The following is a 15,641-nucleotide window of genomic DNA, read 5'->3' on the forward strand; positions in this document are numbered from 1 at the left end:
ACCTGTCAACGCTTCATCCCAGCAGCACGCCCTTGATCTCGTTTTTGAGAACCTTTCCGACTTTCGATCGCGGCAGATCTTCCCAGACGAGAATTTCTTTCGGTGTCTTCACGCTTCCGATGCGAGCCTTCACAAAGGCCATGACTTCTGCTCCGTCGATGACCGCTCCCTGATGCGGTTGTACGACGGCCACAACACGCTCGCCCCATTTGTCGTCTGGCAGACCGATCACCCCGCAGTCCTGAATTCCCGGATAGGCCATTAGTGCCTGCTCGACCTCCACTGAATAGACGTTGAATCCACCGGTGATGATCATGTCCTTTGCACGGTCCACGATGAACAGGAAGTTGTCCTCGTCCAGATATCCGATATCGCCGGTGTGATGCCACCCGTGCGCCGACGCCTCGGCGCTGGCTTGCGGGTTCTTGAAGTACCCCGCCATCACCAGCGAACTGCGAATCACGACCTCCCCGCGTTCTCCGCGCCCGAGTAGTTGGCCCTTGTCGTTCATGATCCCGACGGTAACCAGGGGCGACGGGCGCCCGGCGGAGGACAATCGCTCGGTGGCAATTGCTCCGTCTCGGCCGAAATGATCCTTTGGTGCCATCGTCGAGATCATCATCGGCGCTTCGCTTTGCCCGAAGAGTTGCGCCATGACCGGCCCGATCTTGGTGATCGCCTCCTCGAGCCTGGTCGGCGAGATGGGCGCAGCGCCGTACCAGAAGCATTGCAGCGAGCCAAGATCCGTGCCCGCCAGATCAGAATGCTCTAGCAGCATGTAGATGAGCGTCGGCGGCAGGAACGTGTGCGTGACTTTGTGTTTCTGTACGTTCTCCAAGAAGGCACCGAGCTCGGGTTTCGGCATGATGACAACTTCTCCGCCCAACGCCATGATCGGAAAGCAGAGAACCCCGGCCGCGTGTGTCAACGGCGCCAACGCCAAATACACCGGACGCCCCTCGAAGGGGTAGCTCATCAAAGTGATCGCTGTCATCGTCTCGATATTGTGGCCGGTCAGCATCACACCCTTGGGACGCCCGGTGGTACCGCCGGTCCCGACGAGCATGGTCATGTCGTCGAGCGGCGCCGCCTCCGATTCTTCTGCACCGAGCCAATTTTCGAGGGACGGTGCCCAGTCGGTCTCACCGTCGATGCAGACCAGCGTCACCAATTTCGGCAGCGCCCCCCTGATCGAGTCGACAAGAGGCTCATACGACTTCTGGAAGAACAGGGCCCGAGTATCGAACAGATCCAACAAGTCTCGGTTTTCCGCAGCTTCGTTTCGCGGATTGATCGGGCACCACACCGCTCCCGCTCGACTGATACCGAAAACGCACGAAAACGAGATCGGATCATTGCCGGACAGAATGGCCACCTTGTCTCCCGGGGCAATTCCGGAGGTCACAAGCGATGCGGCGAACCGGCGACTGAACTGTTGAACGTCACCGTAGGTGAGCGTGCGCTCCTCCATCGTCAAACATGGCGCGGTGGAACCGAGAGAGGCTCCCTTGTCGAGATAGTCGGTCAAACGCATAGCGGGAGCCTCTCCGGCAGAATCGGGCAGTGGTCTAGGTGTTGATGGTGATTTCGGGTTCCAGCGCCAACCCGAAGCTACGCAACGCACCCAACAGTTCGCGGTGGCCGAAGGCCTGGCACGCCGACGCCAATCCCACACGCTTGGGCGGCTGCTGCAACAGCGAGTGCGCCGCATATGCCTGCAACAGGCCCGTCTGCTTGTAGTTGCAGTTGCCGTGGATCACGACATGGGCGCGTCCGAGCGGACCGGACGCGTATACCGAGTCCATCGACGTGTTGATGCGCGGGTTTTCGCGCGGCGGCATGCCTGCCTGCACCGAACCGGCAATTTCCGCCAGCGCCGCCTCCTGCTGATCCGCGGGCAACGTCTTGATCTGCTCTTCCACCATCTTCTGCGTGGCAACTACGCCTTCCATCACAGAGCGGTCGAACACGCCACCCGCAGCCTTGACGTTGGATACACGTGGGTCGTTCTTGAACCACACCGGATGGCAGGTTCCACCCCACGGCAAGGCCAGCGCCGTCTCGTGCTGCCCCGGAACAACAACGTCGAAGGTTGAACCGGGCGCCCACTGCACGTACTTGTTCTGCTCGAGGTAGTACCAGTTGGCTTTGAGGATCGTGAAGATGGTCTGGGTGGATGCGTAGGTGGGAAATCCCTTCCACAGCACCAGAATATCGAGAGTGTCGAGTCCCGGATTCTCCAGCGCGATGTTGGCGGCAATCTCACCGGTCGTGTACATCTGCGCAATACCGGGTGAGAGCAACAGACCCTTTTCTTGGTATTTGTCGCCGAACTTCTCCTGAACGTCGAGAACCCAGTCCTGCTCGCCGGTGGTGTCCATGTAGTGGCAGCCGGCGTTGAGCGCCGCCTCTACTACGGTGCCACCCAACTTGATGAACGGGCCAACCATGTTGCTGACTACCTGTGCGCCGGTGAACAGTTCGGTCAATGCTTCCACCGTGTGCTCCACCTCGACCACTTCGTGATCAACAGTGTCGAGGCCGGGAATCTTGTCGAGCACTTCTTGGATGCGTGCGGCATCTCGGCCGGCGGCGATGAACGGAATGTTGAACTCTCGCAGGTATTCACACACGAGGCGTCCTGTGTACCCGGAAACGCCGTAGACGACGACTGGCTTCTTGTCAGACATGGTGGTTGAACCTTTCGAAGTTGGGGTCGAGCCGAAAATGACTGTGTGGGTTACATACCCATGCCGCCGTCGACGGGCAGGCCGATACCGGTAATGAAGCGTGCAGCATCCGAGGCCAGGAAGACGACGGCGTCCGCCATGTCGTTGACTTCACCGAGACGTCCGAGTGGCGTGAGCCCGATGACGTCGCCCACGGCCGCCTCCGCGCTGGGCCACAAACCGAGCTTTTCCATGTCAGACGCGAGACCCAGACCCATCTCTGTCGCGACAAGTCCCGGATAGACACAGTTCACGCGTACTCCGTAGCCAAGCTTGCCGGACTCCGTCGCAGCAACGCGGGTAAAGCGGTCGACGGCGGACTTGGTGGCCGAGTATCCACTGATGCCGGGAAACGGAATCGTCGCGGCAACCGACGAGATGTTGATGATGGACCCGCCGCCACCCGCTATCCCACCAGGCCGCATGCTGCGCAAACCGTGTTTGGTGCCGAGCGCAGTGCCGAGAATGTTCACCTCACACATCCGTCGGATGTCATCCGCGTCCAGGTCCACCACCAGTGAAGAAATTTCAATGCCCGCATTGTTGACGAGGATGTCGAAACCGCCCAGGGTTTCCGCGGTGGCAGCGACCGCGTCAGCCCAGTTGGCGTCGTCGGTGACGTCGAGCCGGACGAAGCCGGTCTTGGCTCCGCCGGAACCGACGGCTTCCGCGGTTGCCCGGCCCTCGTCTTCGAGAACGTCGCCGATCATCACCGACGCTCCCGCCTGTGCCAACGCTTCCGCCATTCCAGCACCGAGACCCTTGGCGCCGCCTGTGACCAGTGCTTTTCGTCCCTCGAGATCAAACACGCTCATTTTTCACTGCCTCCATGACTGAAATGAATCTCGCGATGCCACCGTTCACAGCAACGCTGCCAAGTGGCGTGAGTCACAGAGTATTCAACTTTGGACGAGTGTCAAGAGAAATCTTGACGACTGTCAAGATTTTGTTACACGATCGTCAAAGAGCAGGGACTACACTGTGTCCAGCAGCCGGTCATACTGATGGAACAATTCGCAGGAACAGGACGTAACGCCGTGACAACCACCGTCGAGAATGCAAGTGGGACAACTAAAAAGAGTTCCCCGAGCAACGCCGACAAGGTCTCACGTCGGCAGGTCGACAAGTTCTCCGAGCGACGCGATCAGTTGGCCGAAGCAGCGTTGCAAACGCTCGCCGAACTCGGCTACGCGCGTACGAGCCTGCGCGAAATCGCCCAGAACTCCGAGTTTTCCCACGGCGTCCTGCACTACTACTTCAGCGACAAAGTCGACCTCATCACGCACTGCGTGCGCCACTACAAGGCGCGCTGCGTCACCCGCTACGACGGCATAGTCTCGACCGCTCAGACACCCGAAGAGTTGCGGGCCGGATTCGGGGCCATCTTGGCCGAGACCATGCTCAACGAGGCGACGATGCACCGACTCTGGTACGACCTGCGGGCACAGTCCCTCTTCGAGGAGTCTTTCCGCGCAGACGTAGCCGCAATCGATGCAAGCCTCGAAAACATGATCTGGCGCATCGTCAGCCGCTACGCAGAACTGCTCGACACCGAACCCACCATCACGCCTTCCGCTATGTACGGAGTTTTCGACGGCCTGTTCCAACAGAGTCTGCTTCGTCATTTCTCCGGCGACGAGAGCGCCGCTACGGATCTGTCCGACACTGTGCAGTCGATACTCGTACAGGTGGTGCCCACTCCGCACGCCTAACGGACTGCGATGCTTTCCGCGACAAACCTTGCGCCACGGTCGAATTCGACAAGCACGTCGAATTCGGCATCTTGACGCCAGAATCTGACCAGCGTGCCGTAGACGCCACCGATCATCTGCGCCAGGAACAACGGTGGATAGTCGGTTCGAACCTCACCGGCCTCGAGACCGGCAGCGACAATGCGCAGCAGTTCCACGTGAAACCGCTTGTCGTGGGAGGCTCCCGCACCGGACGCGGCAAAGTCGCGTTCCAATTCCGTTGTCACCATACGTAAATAGCGTGGATGCTTCACCGACTGCAGTGCAAAATCCTCGAAAAGTTTGACGATTCGGTCCGTCGTGGATATCGGTGTCCCCATCAGCTTGTCCACCATCGACGCAAGCTGATCCAGATGGTCACTGTGCAGCGCTTCGAGAACCGCATCCTTGCCCTGGAAATAGTTGAAGAACGTGGCCCGCGAAACTTCTGCCCGCTCAGCGATATCTTCGACGGTAGTGCTGGCAAATCCTTGTGCCGAGAAGAGAACACGAGAGGCGGACAGCAACCGATCGTTGGTGTCACGCTTGTTCTGTTCACGTTTGGAAACCATGTCTTTGGAAACTATGTCTTTGGAAACCACGCGGACTCGCCTCCTCAGCGCTGGGCCGTGCAATCAGCGTACGGAAGAATATAGATGGACTACAGTCCAATTATGTCGACTGTCACCACTGAACGCCAGGGCAAGGTACTCATCGTTCGGATCGAACGCGAAGAACGACGTAACGCGATCAACCGCGAAACTGCCGAAGGCATCGAATCCGCCCTCGATCTCCTCGATGACGATCCGCAGCTGTGGGTCGGCATCATCACCGGCACGAACACTGTCTTCAGCGCCGGCACCGACATCCGTGAGCGCGCCGACCTTCGCATGCCGCGCGGTGGCGAATACGGCATCATCCGGCGGCAACGCACCACACCGTTGATTGCAGCAGTCGAGGGATACGCACTGGGCGGCGGATTCGAAATCGCCTTGGCCTGCGACCTTATTGTTGCCTCTCGCACAGCACAATTCGGCCTTCCCGAGACCCGCCGCGGGTTGGTCGCCACGTCGGGTGCCCTGTTCCGGGCGCCACGCGCCTTACCCCTCAACGTTGCTCGTGAACTGCTGATTACCGGCCGCACACTCGATCCCGAACGCGCTCTGAACCTGGGCGTCGTCAATTCGGTAACCGAACCGGGCAAGGCGCTCGAAGAAGCCCTGACCATGGCGTCGGAAATCTGCGAGTCCTCCCCCACCTCGGTGAGCCTGACCTTGAAGTCGGTGAATGCCCTGTACACAGAAGATGATTCGCGGGGCTGGGAAGTCACCGACACGGCGCGCGATCACATCCTGGCGTCACCGGATATCGCCGAAGGACTCGACGCATTTGCCAGCCGCCGAGTGCCCCGCTGGAACAACGTCCCGAGCGCGTGAGCTACCAGCATTCGGGACAGATTCCCTATAGGGCTGGTGGGAAAGGTTGCCAGGCGGTTACAGTCACTGGCGTGATGGGATTCGGCGCATATACGACACGCACGCTGCTGACGCGGCGTCGCCATGTCGATTTTGCGCACGTCTGTACCTCTGGGTGTCCGATCTTCTGATCGGACCTACTTCCGCGGTCACCGCCCGCGGGAGGTATTCGTATGCTCACCCAGATCAGGGGATCTTTCTGTCATGACCACCGCTTCCGTTTCACACCTGAGTTCCGTTGTCGCCGCGAACGCTGACGCGATCGGCAAGGATTCCGGCAAGGCTCACGTCGTCTTCAAGGCGTCGGCGCAAGCCCACGATGCTGTTGCCAGCACGGTTACGCTCGGCAAATACAGCGTCGAGGTCGACGAACCGCCGGCCCTCGGAGGCGAGAACACGGCCGCCAATCCGGTCGAGTACTACCTCGCGTCACTTCTGTCCTGCCAGGTAGTGACCTACCGCGTCTGGGCGGACAAGCTCGGTATCGCGCTAGACGACATCTCCGCACGCGCCGAGGGCGACCTCGACGTGCGAGGCTTCTTCGGATTCGACGACGCTGTCCGGCCCGGCTTTTCCGAGGTTCGTGTTGTCGTGACACTCACCGGCCCGGAATCGCGTGAGCGCTACCTGGAGTTGCAGGAGACGGTCGACGCTCATTGCCCCGTACTTGATCTCACCCGCAATCCTGTCCCAGTGCATACAGTCGTCGAAACCGCCTGACCCGCATCAACCACCTTCACTACGGAGTATGAATTCATGAGCGAGAACACCCCAGCCCCGACGGATCCGACCGCCAACTGGTCGTTCGAAACCAAGCAGGTCCACGCCGGGCAGGGCCCGGACAGCGCCACCAATGCTCGGGCACTGCCGATCTACCAGACCACCAGCTACGTCTTCGACAGCACGGACCACGCCGCTGCACTCTTCGGCCTCGCCGAACCCGGCAACATCTACACCCGCATCATGAACCCGACGCAGGACGCCGTCGAACAGCGCATCGCCGCCCTCGAAGGCGGAGTCGCGGCTCTGCTGGTCGCGTCCGGTCAGGCCGCGGAGAGCTTCGCGATCCTCAACCTTGCCGAAGCCGGTGACCACATCGTCTCGAGCCCGCGCCTGTACGGCGGCACGTACAACCTTTTCCACTACACGCTGCCCAAGCTCGGCATCACCGTCGACTTCGTCGAAGATCCGGACAACCTCGATCACTGGCGCGAGGCAATCCGTCCGAACACCAAGGCGTTCTACGGCGAAACCATCTCCAACCCGAAGAACGACGTGTTCGACATCCCCGGTATCAGTGCGATTGCCCACGAGAACGGCATCCCGCTGATCGTGGACAACACGGTTGCAACTCCGTACCTCATTCAGCCCCTGAAGCACGGCGCTGACATCGTCGTCCACTCCGCCACCAAATACCTTGGCGGACACGGCACCGCGATCGCCGGCGTCATCGTCGACGGCGGAACCTTCGACTGGACCCAGGGGCGCCACACCAACTTCACCACCCCGGATCCCAGCTACCACGGCGTCACCTTCGCCGACCTCGGTGCGCCCGCCTACGCTCTCAAGGCCCGCGTCCAGCTCCTGCGCGACCTCGGTTCGGCAATCGCACCGTTCAACGCGTTCCTGATCTCGCAAGGCATCGAAACGTTGAGCCTGCGCATCGAGCGCCACGTGTCCAACGCCCAGAAGGTCGCCGAGTTCCTCGACGGCCGCGCCGAGGTGACGTCGGTCGCCTACGCCGGACTGCCGTCATCGCCGTGGCACGAGCGCGGAAAGCAGCTGGCGCCCAAGGGCACCGGCGCGATCGTGGCATTCGAGCTGGAAGGCGGGGTCGATGCTGGCAAGAAGTTCGTCAACGCCCTGACTCTGCACAGCCACGTCGCCAACATCGGTGACGTCCGCTCACTTGTCATCCACCCCGCGTCGACGACGCACTCGCAGCTCACTCCCGAAGAGCAGCTCGCATCCGGAGTCACTCCAGGACTCGTCCGTCTGGCTGTCGGAATCGAAGGAATCGACGATATCCTCGCCGACCTCGAAATCGGTTTGGCTGCAGCAGCTTCCTGATCACCGACGACAAAAGGCTCGGCCCCGACGCGAAAGTCGGGGCCGAGCCTTTTGGCTGTGAAACTAGCTCTTGGGCGTGAAGGCCGCAAGCGGTTCGCTTGCCGACCAGTCATGACCCCAGTAGCTGTCCGCCGTGATTTCCTCAGCGGTGTAGAACGTTTCGTCGACCAGCATTCCCTCGCAACCGAACTCGAGGTCCCATCCACCGGGAGCGCGGACGTAGAACGACACCATCTTGTCGTTCGTGTGGCGTCCCAGGGTCGAGGAGATCGTGAAGCCGAGCTTGGCAACACGATCGAGTGCCTGACCGACGGAGTCGAGGGTCTCGGCCTCCATCATCAGGTGCACCAGACCGGGCTCGTCCACCGGCGGGGCCGGGCACAGGGCCAAGCTGTGGTGACGCTGGTTGACACCCATGAACCGGACACGGCGAGCCGGCGACGGGGCATCGATGCCGCCGAGGCGGATGGAGCCGCGCGGCAGGAAGCCGAGAACCTCGGTGTAGAAGGCGTGCGCTTCGTCGAAACGCGTAACCGGGAGCACCACGTGGCCGAGACCCTGATCGCCGGTGACAAAGCGTCCACCGTGCGGGGTGACCAGCGGGCTGTGGTCGAGAACCGGTCCGAAGAAGACCTCGACACGGTTGCCGTTGGGATCGTCGAATGCGATGACCTGTTCGGCGTCGCGGTAGCTGGCGTCGGTCTCGGAGAGGATCTCGACCTCGACGCCGGACTTCTCGACAGCTTCGCGAACACGCTGAAGAGCGAACTGATCGCGCACTTCCCAGCCCACTGCGAGTGCCTTGTCCGACTCACCCGGAAGGACGATCAGTCGCGAGCGACGCTCGTCCAGGCGGAGGTAGAGGCCGTCGGGTTCCGGGCCACTACCAACCGCGAGGCCGAGTCCGTCAACCACGAGCTCGCGCCAGCGAGCCACGTCCTGCGTTTGGATCCTGAGATATCCCAGGCCCCGAATTTCAGTCATGCCTAACCGTCCTTGATTCGAAAATGTTTGTGGGACTAGATCATCGAGCGGTGGATGCCCTGCGGCTCGCCACCGAGCTGAGTCAGGGTCGACGCGTGGAAGATCGATCCGGGCACGTGGATGGCATGCGAGAGACCCGCATGTGCGTCACGCCAGAATCGCTGCATCGGAGTGCTGAGCTGCAGTGCCCCGCCGCCGGAACGAGCGAAGATCTCGTCCACTGCGCGCACGGCACGCCACGCAGCAGCTGTCTGCGTGCGTCGGCCGATGGAACGAAGCTCGAACGATACTTCCTGACCCTTTTCGGTCATGTCCCAGAAACGGTCGACCGTCTCGAGGATCGCCGCACGAGAAGCGGCAATTTCGGCAGCAGCCTCGCCGATGGCAAAGAGAACGTACGGATCTTCCTTGATCGGGACACCGCTGACCGTGACGCGCTCACGCTGAGCGGCGATGTTGCAGGCCAGAGCACCTTCGGCGATACCGATCAGTGAGGACGTGATGCCGAGCGGGAAGATGCAGGAGAACGGGAACTTGTACAGGGTCTCCGTGCGGCCGGCTTCCTTCCACGCGCTTCCGTCGTACACCTTGGAAGCGTCGATGGTGCGGTAGGCGGGGAGGAAAGCGTCCTTGACGATGAGGTCCTTGGAACCGGTGCCTCGCAGGCCGACGACGTTCCAGCTGTCCTGGTCGATCTCGTAATCGCTGCGCGGCAGCAGGACGTGAAGGTGCTTCGGCGGCATGACGGGCTTGCCCTCGGCGTCACCGACCACCGCACCGATCATGACCCAGTCACAGTGATCCGTTCCCGAGGAGAAGGACCAGCGACCGTTGAGGATGTAGCCACCGTCGACGGGACGGGCAACACCCATCGGTGCGTACGGGGAAGCCATCCAGGTGTCCGGGTTCTCGCCCCAGACCTCTTCCTGAGCCTTCTTGTCGAAGAACGCAAGCTCCCACGGGTGGACGCCGACGATGCCGCTTACCCAGCCTGTTGCGCCGTCCATCGCGCCGATAGCCATTGCCGTCTCGGCGAACTCACGCGGGTGCGATTCCAGCCCACCGAATTCCTTGGGCTGGAACATGCGGATGACGCCGGAATCACGAAGGCGCTTCGCGTTCCCGTCCGACAGCTGCATGAGCTTGTCGCCCTCGACGCCGCCGGCGCGGATCTCGTCGGCGAACTGAGAGATGTTGTCTAGAACCTGTCCCATGGTTTTCTCGGCTTTCTGGTTTCGGTACCCGGCGAATGCCTAGGCAGACTTCTTCGCGGCGAGTCCAAGCGCGATGTAGATCAACTGGTCTTCCTGCCCACCAACTACCTTGCGACGGAAAACTCGCTGCGTATCACTGAGCATCGCGTCCTCCTGGAAGATCTGGCGAGGTGAAAATCTGTTGGTGAAACCGTGGCAGGTGCGGCTCGGTAGTGCAGAAATGCTTCCCGGTGAGTGGGAGCACCCCGTGCGCCCTTTTTCGAGGGCCTGCCCGAAAGGCGCACGGGGCCACAGGCCTAGTCGACCTTGACTGTGGCGACAGTGGTCAGTTGTCGGCTTCCGGGCGGGTGAGGAAGGCAAGAACGGCCGAGACCCACGCGTCGCGGGCTTCGATCATCGTCCAGTGGCCGCACTTGGGGAAGATGTGCACTTCACCGTTGGGGATGTCGCGCATCGGCAGAATCGCCATGTCGACAGGGCTGACGCGGTCATCGCGGCCCCAGGTGAGCAGGGTCGGAGCCTTGATCTTGTTGAGCTGCGCCCAGTACGGAACGGCCGTCGACGTAGCGGCGGCGGCGCCCATGGCGGCCATGGCCTTGCTGCTGTACATACGACGCGCGATCTCGAGGGTCGTCGGCTCGGTGGCGAGCGCCCAACGCTCTTCGATGAGCTGCTCGGTGACCACGGCGGGGTCGTAGACCATCGACTGCAGCCAGCGGATCAGGCCTTCGCGGGTGGGGTTGTCGGTGAATTCCATGAGGAGCTTGATGCCTTCACCGGGGCCGGGCGAGAAGGTGTTCTTGCCCATGCCGCCGATGGTGACGAGCTTGCTGACGCGGTGCGGTTCGTCGATCGCGACCTTGGTGGCAACGATGCCGCCCATGGAGTTGCCGATCAGGTGGACGGGACCGAGGCCCAGTCCGTCGAGGAAGGCGCTGACCGAAGCCTGAGCCATCATCATCGGATGGCCGTCGCCTGGGTCGCTGACTCCGAAGCCGGGGAACTCGAGCACGTAGCAGTGGAAGTGCTTGGCGAAGTCCGCGAGAACGCCGCGGTAGTTACGCCAACCGGTGACTCCGGGGCCCGATCCGTGCAGCAGCACCAGCGGCGGACCGTCGCCGGCCTCGTGATAGCGGAGCACACCGAGATCGGTCTGCAGCTCTTTCAGAGTGTCCTCGTAGCTCAGTTCAGTCGTCATACTCCGAACGGTGCCACCACCACCGCTGAGCTGCTACGAATCGTCCCGATCAGCGAGACAGAAAGGGCAGGAAGACTCAGATCCACTGCTCGGTGGACGCCGCCAGAAGACGGTCCATCGTGTCTGCCGAGAAGGTGTTGGCCGGGATCGGAGGAGCCTTGCGGCCACGGCGCGGCGCACCCAGTTCGGGGTACAGGGACCGCGAGACCTCACGGGCCGCGTCGACTACCAACGGGGCAACTCGTTCGAGCTGAGCTGTCCGCATGTCGCCACACAGCGCGATGCTGCCGACGGGACCGTCATGCCCACGAATCGCCGCTGCCACGCACGCCAGACCGCGAGCGGATTCACCGCGCTCGAAGGCCAAGCCACGGCGCTGACGGATGCGGTTGAGTTCCTGATGCAAAATGCCGATCTCCGCGATGGTGTTCTCGGTACAGCGCGGAAGGGTCGCGCCGAACAAAGCGTCGACGCGCTCGGGGTCGATCCACGCGAGCATTGCCTTGCCACCCGCGGTGGAGTGCGCAAGAACGCGGCCACCGACCCGTGACGGGAGCGCAGCGGCAAAACGGCCGCCGACCTTGTCGAGGTAGACGCTTTCGCGGCCGTCGAGCACAGAAAGGTGCACAACCATTCCGGTCTGCAGGTGCAGCTCGTGCAAGAGGGGCGCAGCGGCTTCACGAATCTGGCTGTGGCCACCATCGCCGCCACCGAGCCCGAGTGCACGCCGTCCGAGGCAGTAGCCGAACGATGCATGGTCGACCCAGTCGAGCTTCACGAGCTGATCGAGAATGCGGTGGACGGTGGAGCGCGGCAACTGCGTGCGGCACGCCACCTCTTCCAGGGTCAGCCGTGCGGCGCGTCCGTCGAAGGCGTCGAGAATCAACGTCATCCGCTCGACCATCGACGGCGGCAGGTCCTTTTTGACCTGAGCACTGGTCGGCTGAGTAGTGGTCATGGTGTCGTTGATTTCAACGATGGTCATTGACGCCTCCCGGAAACTGGAATTGATTCTAGTGACTATAACCTAGGTCACAGTATCTGGAAAGCCGATCCGGCAATCTCATCCCGATCAGCGGAAATTTCGGTGTCACGACAGCTCTCCTACAGCTATAAACACTCGATGCACCTCGGACTTGTCACACCGGTACTGATCCAGCACCCCAGCACCCGATCAGACTGGGAAGCCACGGCCGAGATCGACGAGGTCGCACGGATCGCCGAAACTGCCGATCGCCTCGGTTTTCACCATCTGACCTGCAGCGAACATATCGCAGTTCCCACCGAAACAGCCGAAGAACGCGGCGGAACATACTGGGATCCGCTCGCAACTCTCGGATATCTCGCAGCCCGAACACGCACAATTCGGCTCGCAACCCAAGTGCTCGTGCTGGGATACCACCACCCACTGGAGATCGCGAAGCGCTACGGAACGCTGGATCGGGTCAGCAACGGCCGACTTGTTCTGGGCCTCGGAGTCGGAACGCTGAAAGAAGAATTCGATCTTGTAAACGCTCCGTTCGCCGATCGTGGAGCGCGCGCCGACGACGCCCTTGCCGCGCTGCGCACCTCGCTCTCCACTCCGCTCCCGGAGTACCACGGCGAGTTCTACGACTACTCGGGATTTGTTGTCGAGCCCCACGCCGTCCAACCGCGCGTGCCACTGTGGATCGGCGGCCGCACCAAGCGCTCACTGCGCCGAGCACTCACGCACGGCGACGGTTGGGTGCCCTTCGGACTGCGTCTCTCGGAACTTGCGGACATGCTCGCGGCAGCTCCGCTTCCCGAGAACTTCGACGTCGTCCTGTCCACCGGCGCAGCCTTCGATCCGCTCGGCGACCCGGAACGCGTCGTCCGCTCACTCACCCGAGTCCGCGACGCCGGTGCCACCATCGCCAGCACGTCGATCAGCGCGTCGAGCGCCGATCACTTCGGTGAACAGCTCGAAGAGCTTCACCGCCTCGCCCTCGCCGAGGGCGTCGAATTCACCTGATCGATCCACTTCGTCTACGTAAGGAATGCCGATGACCGACGCCACCGCACTGAGCGACTCTCTCGCCCTGGTCGAATCACTGATTGCCCGAGTCGAACTGCTCGAAGACAAGTTGGCGATCACCGAGCTGCTCACCGCGTACAGCCCCGCCGTCGACAGCGGATCTGCCGACGAAGTCGCAAACCTGTGGCTCGAGGACGGCGTCTACGACGTCGACACGGGAGCTATGCACGGCCGCGGCGAACTGCGTGCCATGGTGCGCAGTGCCTCTCATCAGAACTGGATCATGAACGGTGCGGCGCACATGATGACGCCGGCGCACATCCGCATCGACGGCAACAAAGCCGTCGCCACCTGCCACTCGCAGCTCGTGATCAAGGACCCCGAGAACCCGTCCGGATTCAAGGTCCTCCGCATCACCGCGAACCGGTGGGAACTGGTCAAGAACGACGGCGTCTGGAAGGTCGAATTGCGTACAAACGCGCTCCTCGACGGTCGCCCCGAAGCCCGCGCCCTCCTGGCCGCCGGGGTGGCGAACTAGCTCTTAGCTCGGCCCGAAAGTCATCCAGCGCGCCCCTCACAAAACGCGCTGGATGACTTCGAACTAGTTAGCTTCTGCCAAAGTTGCTTTAGCCCAACGGTAGTCGGCCTTACCGCTGGGAGAGCGCCGGATCTCCGACACACTCACGACGGTACGAGGCACCTTGTACCGAGCGACCTGCGACGCGCAATGCTCACCGATTTCGGCGAGGTTCGGAACGTCGAAACCTTCACGAGTGGTGATGACCGCAGCCACGCGCTCGCCGAACTTATCGTCCGGCACACCCGCGACCAGAGCGTCGAGAACCGCAGGATGGCTCTTGAGTGCCTGCTCGACCTCTTCGGGGTACACCTTCTCGCCACCGGTGTTGATGCACTGAGAACCGCGGCCCAGCAGAACGATCGAACCGTCGGCTTCCACGCGGCCGATATCGCCGAGCACAGACATACGAACACCGTCGACGACGGGGAACGTAGCTGCTGTCTTCACGGGATCGTTGAAGTATCCGACCGGAACGTGACCGGAACGGGCGATGTACCCGGTATCCGGTGAACCGGGCTCGAGCGGACGCATCCGCTCGTCGACAACACGAGTCTCGTCGCGAGCAGCGATCCGCATCAAGCCGTCTGCGCCGATCTCGAGGTTGCCGTCGACGCCGGACTCAGACGAACCGAAACCGTCGCGGATGATCAGGTTCGGAAGAATCGACTTCAACTGCTCACGTAGGGAGAGTGAGAACAGTGCTCCGCCGGAGGAGACCATGCCCACCGTGCCGAGGTCGTACTCCGCGGCATTCGTAGCCAATTCGTCGGCGAGCGGGCGTGCCATCGCGTCTCCGACGACGGTGATGGAGACTGCCTTTTCGCTTCCGGCAAGCTGAAGCGTCTTCTTCGCGTCGAATCGTGCCATCAGAATTGCGTTGGCGCCCATGAAGAATCCGGTGAACAACGAGTAGGATGCTGCGCCGTGCATCAGCGGGGCGGTGCTGAGCATGTTCATCGCGGGGACGTGCGGCACGGCGGCGTACAGATCTTCGGCCTTGACATGCGGAGGACCGAACGGGTTTCCGCCGGTGAGGGCGGCGAAGTAGAAGTCCTCGTGACGCCACATGACACCCTTGGGCATACCAGTGGTGCCGCCGGTGTAGATGACGAACAGATCGTCTTCGCTGCGTGGCCCGAAGTCCCGCTTGGCCGACTGGGCCTGCGTTGCAACGTCGTAACTGATGCTGTCGACGCCGACGAGGTCGGCTTCACCAACGACGACAACATGCTTGATGCCCGGAGTTGTCGGCAGGATCGACGAAACGGTGTCGGCAAACTCCTCGTCGACGATGAGCGCGACCGACATGGAATCGTTGTAGAGGTACGTCAACTCGGCATCGACGTAGCGGTAGTTGACGTTGATCGGCACTGCGCGAATCTTGAGGCAGCCCAACAAACTTTCGACATATTCGATGCTGTTGCGCATGTGCAGCGCAACGTGATCGCCCGGCCCGACGCCCACACTCGCGAGGTGATGGGCGATGCGGTTGGAGCCTTCGTCGAGTTCCGCGTAGGTCCGTCGACGCCCGTCGCACACAAGTGCCGTGCGATCCGAGATCAAGTCCGTTACACCCTCGTACAGATCTGCCAAATTCAGTGACACTGTTGGTGCCTTCCGTTATTTCAGGTGCGACCGGTCCGGTCCGGCCGCATCTATTGGTAC

At 61.8% G+C, this 15,641-nt stretch carries 15 protein-coding genes; 6 read left to right on the forward strand and 9 right to left on the reverse strand.

The features are described 5' to 3' along the window. Positions 1-13: 13 nt before the first annotated feature. The 3 genes from FFI94_RS26675 to FFI94_RS26685 are packed head-to-tail and all read right to left on the reverse strand — an operon-like array spanning position 14 to position 3,544. On the reverse strand, positions 14-1,534 hold the full coding sequence (locus FFI94_RS26675; RefSeq protein WP_138870461.1) for an AMP-binding protein: 1,521 nt from the start codon (positions 1,532-1,534) through the stop codon (positions 14-16). A gap of 34 nt (positions 1,535-1,568) precedes the next feature. Beyond that, on the reverse strand, positions 1,569-2,690 hold the full coding sequence (locus FFI94_RS26680; RefSeq protein WP_138870462.1) for a DUF5938 domain-containing protein: 1,122 nt from the start codon (positions 2,688-2,690) through the stop codon (positions 1,569-1,571). A gap of 50 nt (positions 2,691-2,740) precedes the next feature. Then, complete coding sequence (locus FFI94_RS26685; RefSeq protein WP_138870463.1) at positions 2,741-3,544, reverse strand: SDR family NAD(P)-dependent oxidoreductase; 804 nt, start codon at positions 3,542-3,544, stop codon at positions 2,741-2,743. Positions 3,545-3,733: 189 nt separating this feature from the next. Here FFI94_RS26685 and FFI94_RS26690 point away from each other — a divergent pair, with 189 nt between their 5' ends. Further along, on the forward strand, positions 3,734-4,441 hold the full coding sequence (locus FFI94_RS26690) for a TetR/AcrR family transcriptional regulator (RefSeq protein ID WP_138870464.1): 708 nt from the start codon (positions 3,734-3,736) through the stop codon (positions 4,439-4,441). On the opposite strand, the gene FFI94_RS26695 is transcribed toward FFI94_RS26690, so the two are convergent. Continuing rightward, complete coding sequence (locus FFI94_RS26695) at positions 4,438-5,031, reverse strand: TetR/AcrR family transcriptional regulator (protein WP_138870465.1); 594 nt, start codon at positions 5,029-5,031, stop codon at positions 4,438-4,440. The two genes, FFI94_RS26690 and FFI94_RS26695, sit on opposite strands and share 4 nt — an antisense overlap. 102 nt (positions 5,032-5,133) lie before the next feature. Between FFI94_RS26695 and FFI94_RS26700 the strand changes: the two genes are divergently transcribed. The 3 genes from FFI94_RS26700 to FFI94_RS26710 all read left to right on the forward strand — a co-directional run bounded on the left by FFI94_RS26700 (position 5,134) and on the right by FFI94_RS26710 (position 8,004). After that, positions 5,134-5,895: an enoyl-CoA hydratase-related protein gene (locus FFI94_RS26700; protein WP_185993328.1), complete on the forward strand. Its 762-nt coding sequence runs from the start codon at positions 5,134-5,136 to the stop codon at positions 5,893-5,895. Positions 5,896-6,138: 243 nt separating this feature from the next. After that, a complete protein-coding gene (locus tag FFI94_RS26705) occupies positions 6,139-6,654 on the forward strand; it encodes an OsmC family protein (RefSeq protein WP_138870467.1) in 516 nt (171 codons plus the stop codon). A 36-nt stretch (positions 6,655-6,690) separates the two neighbouring features. Next, positions 6,691-8,004 (forward strand): bifunctional o-acetylhomoserine/o-acetylserine sulfhydrylase, encoded by a 1,314-nt coding sequence (locus tag FFI94_RS26710; RefSeq protein ID WP_138870468.1) that lies wholly within the window; start codon positions 6,691-6,693, stop codon positions 8,002-8,004. A gap of 63 nt (positions 8,005-8,067) precedes the next feature. On the opposite strand, the gene bphC is transcribed toward FFI94_RS26710, so the two are convergent. The 4 genes from bphC to FFI94_RS26735 form a co-directional block, all read right to left on the reverse strand. Continuing rightward, the gene (gene bphC, locus FFI94_RS26715) at positions 8,068-8,988 is read right to left on the reverse strand and encodes a biphenyl-2,3-diol 1,2-dioxygenase (protein ID WP_138870469.1); all 921 of its coding nucleotides are present in this window, start codon (positions 8,986-8,988) and stop codon (positions 8,068-8,070) included. A gap of 35 nt (positions 8,989-9,023) precedes the next feature. Continuing rightward, positions 9,024-10,202, reverse strand: coding sequence for an acyl-CoA dehydrogenase family protein (locus tag FFI94_RS26720; RefSeq protein ID WP_138870470.1), 1,179 nt, complete (start codon positions 10,200-10,202; stop codon positions 9,024-9,026). A gap of 325 nt (positions 10,203-10,527) precedes the next feature. Then, positions 10,528-11,400 carry an alpha/beta fold hydrolase gene (locus FFI94_RS26730; RefSeq protein WP_138870472.1) on the reverse strand — a complete coding sequence of 291 codons (873 nt, stop codon included), beginning with the start codon at positions 11,398-11,400 and terminating at the stop codon, positions 10,528-10,530. A gap of 76 nt (positions 11,401-11,476) precedes the next feature. Continuing rightward, positions 11,477-12,385 (reverse strand): IclR family transcriptional regulator, encoded by a 909-nt coding sequence (locus tag FFI94_RS26735; protein ID WP_138870473.1) that lies wholly within the window; start codon positions 12,383-12,385, stop codon positions 11,477-11,479. Positions 12,386-12,523: 138 nt separating this feature from the next. Here FFI94_RS26735 and FFI94_RS26740 point away from each other — a divergent pair, with 138 nt between their 5' ends. Both FFI94_RS26740 and FFI94_RS26745 read left to right on the forward strand, forming a co-directional pair. Then, positions 12,524-13,393, forward strand: coding sequence for a TIGR03619 family F420-dependent LLM class oxidoreductase (locus FFI94_RS26740; protein WP_138870474.1), 870 nt, complete (start codon positions 12,524-12,526; stop codon positions 13,391-13,393). Between the two features lie 31 nt (positions 13,394-13,424). Next, the gene (locus tag FFI94_RS26745; protein WP_397495507.1) at positions 13,425-13,934 is read left to right on the forward strand and encodes a nuclear transport factor 2 family protein; all 510 of its coding nucleotides are present in this window, start codon (positions 13,425-13,427) and stop codon (positions 13,932-13,934) included. A gap of 63 nt (positions 13,935-13,997) precedes the next feature. Here the strand turns inward: FFI94_RS26745 and FFI94_RS26750 are convergent, their stop codons facing one another. Then, positions 13,998-15,581, reverse strand: coding sequence for an acyl-CoA synthetase (locus FFI94_RS26750; RefSeq protein ID WP_138870475.1), 1,584 nt, complete (start codon positions 15,579-15,581; stop codon positions 13,998-14,000). Between the last annotated feature and the right edge of the window lie 60 nt (positions 15,582-15,641).

Origin of the sequence: Rhodococcus sp. KBS0724, from assembly GCF_005938745.2 — a bacterium.
In the GTDB taxonomy this organism is placed as follows: domain Bacteria; phylum Actinomycetota; class Actinomycetes; order Mycobacteriales; family Mycobacteriaceae; genus Rhodococcus_F.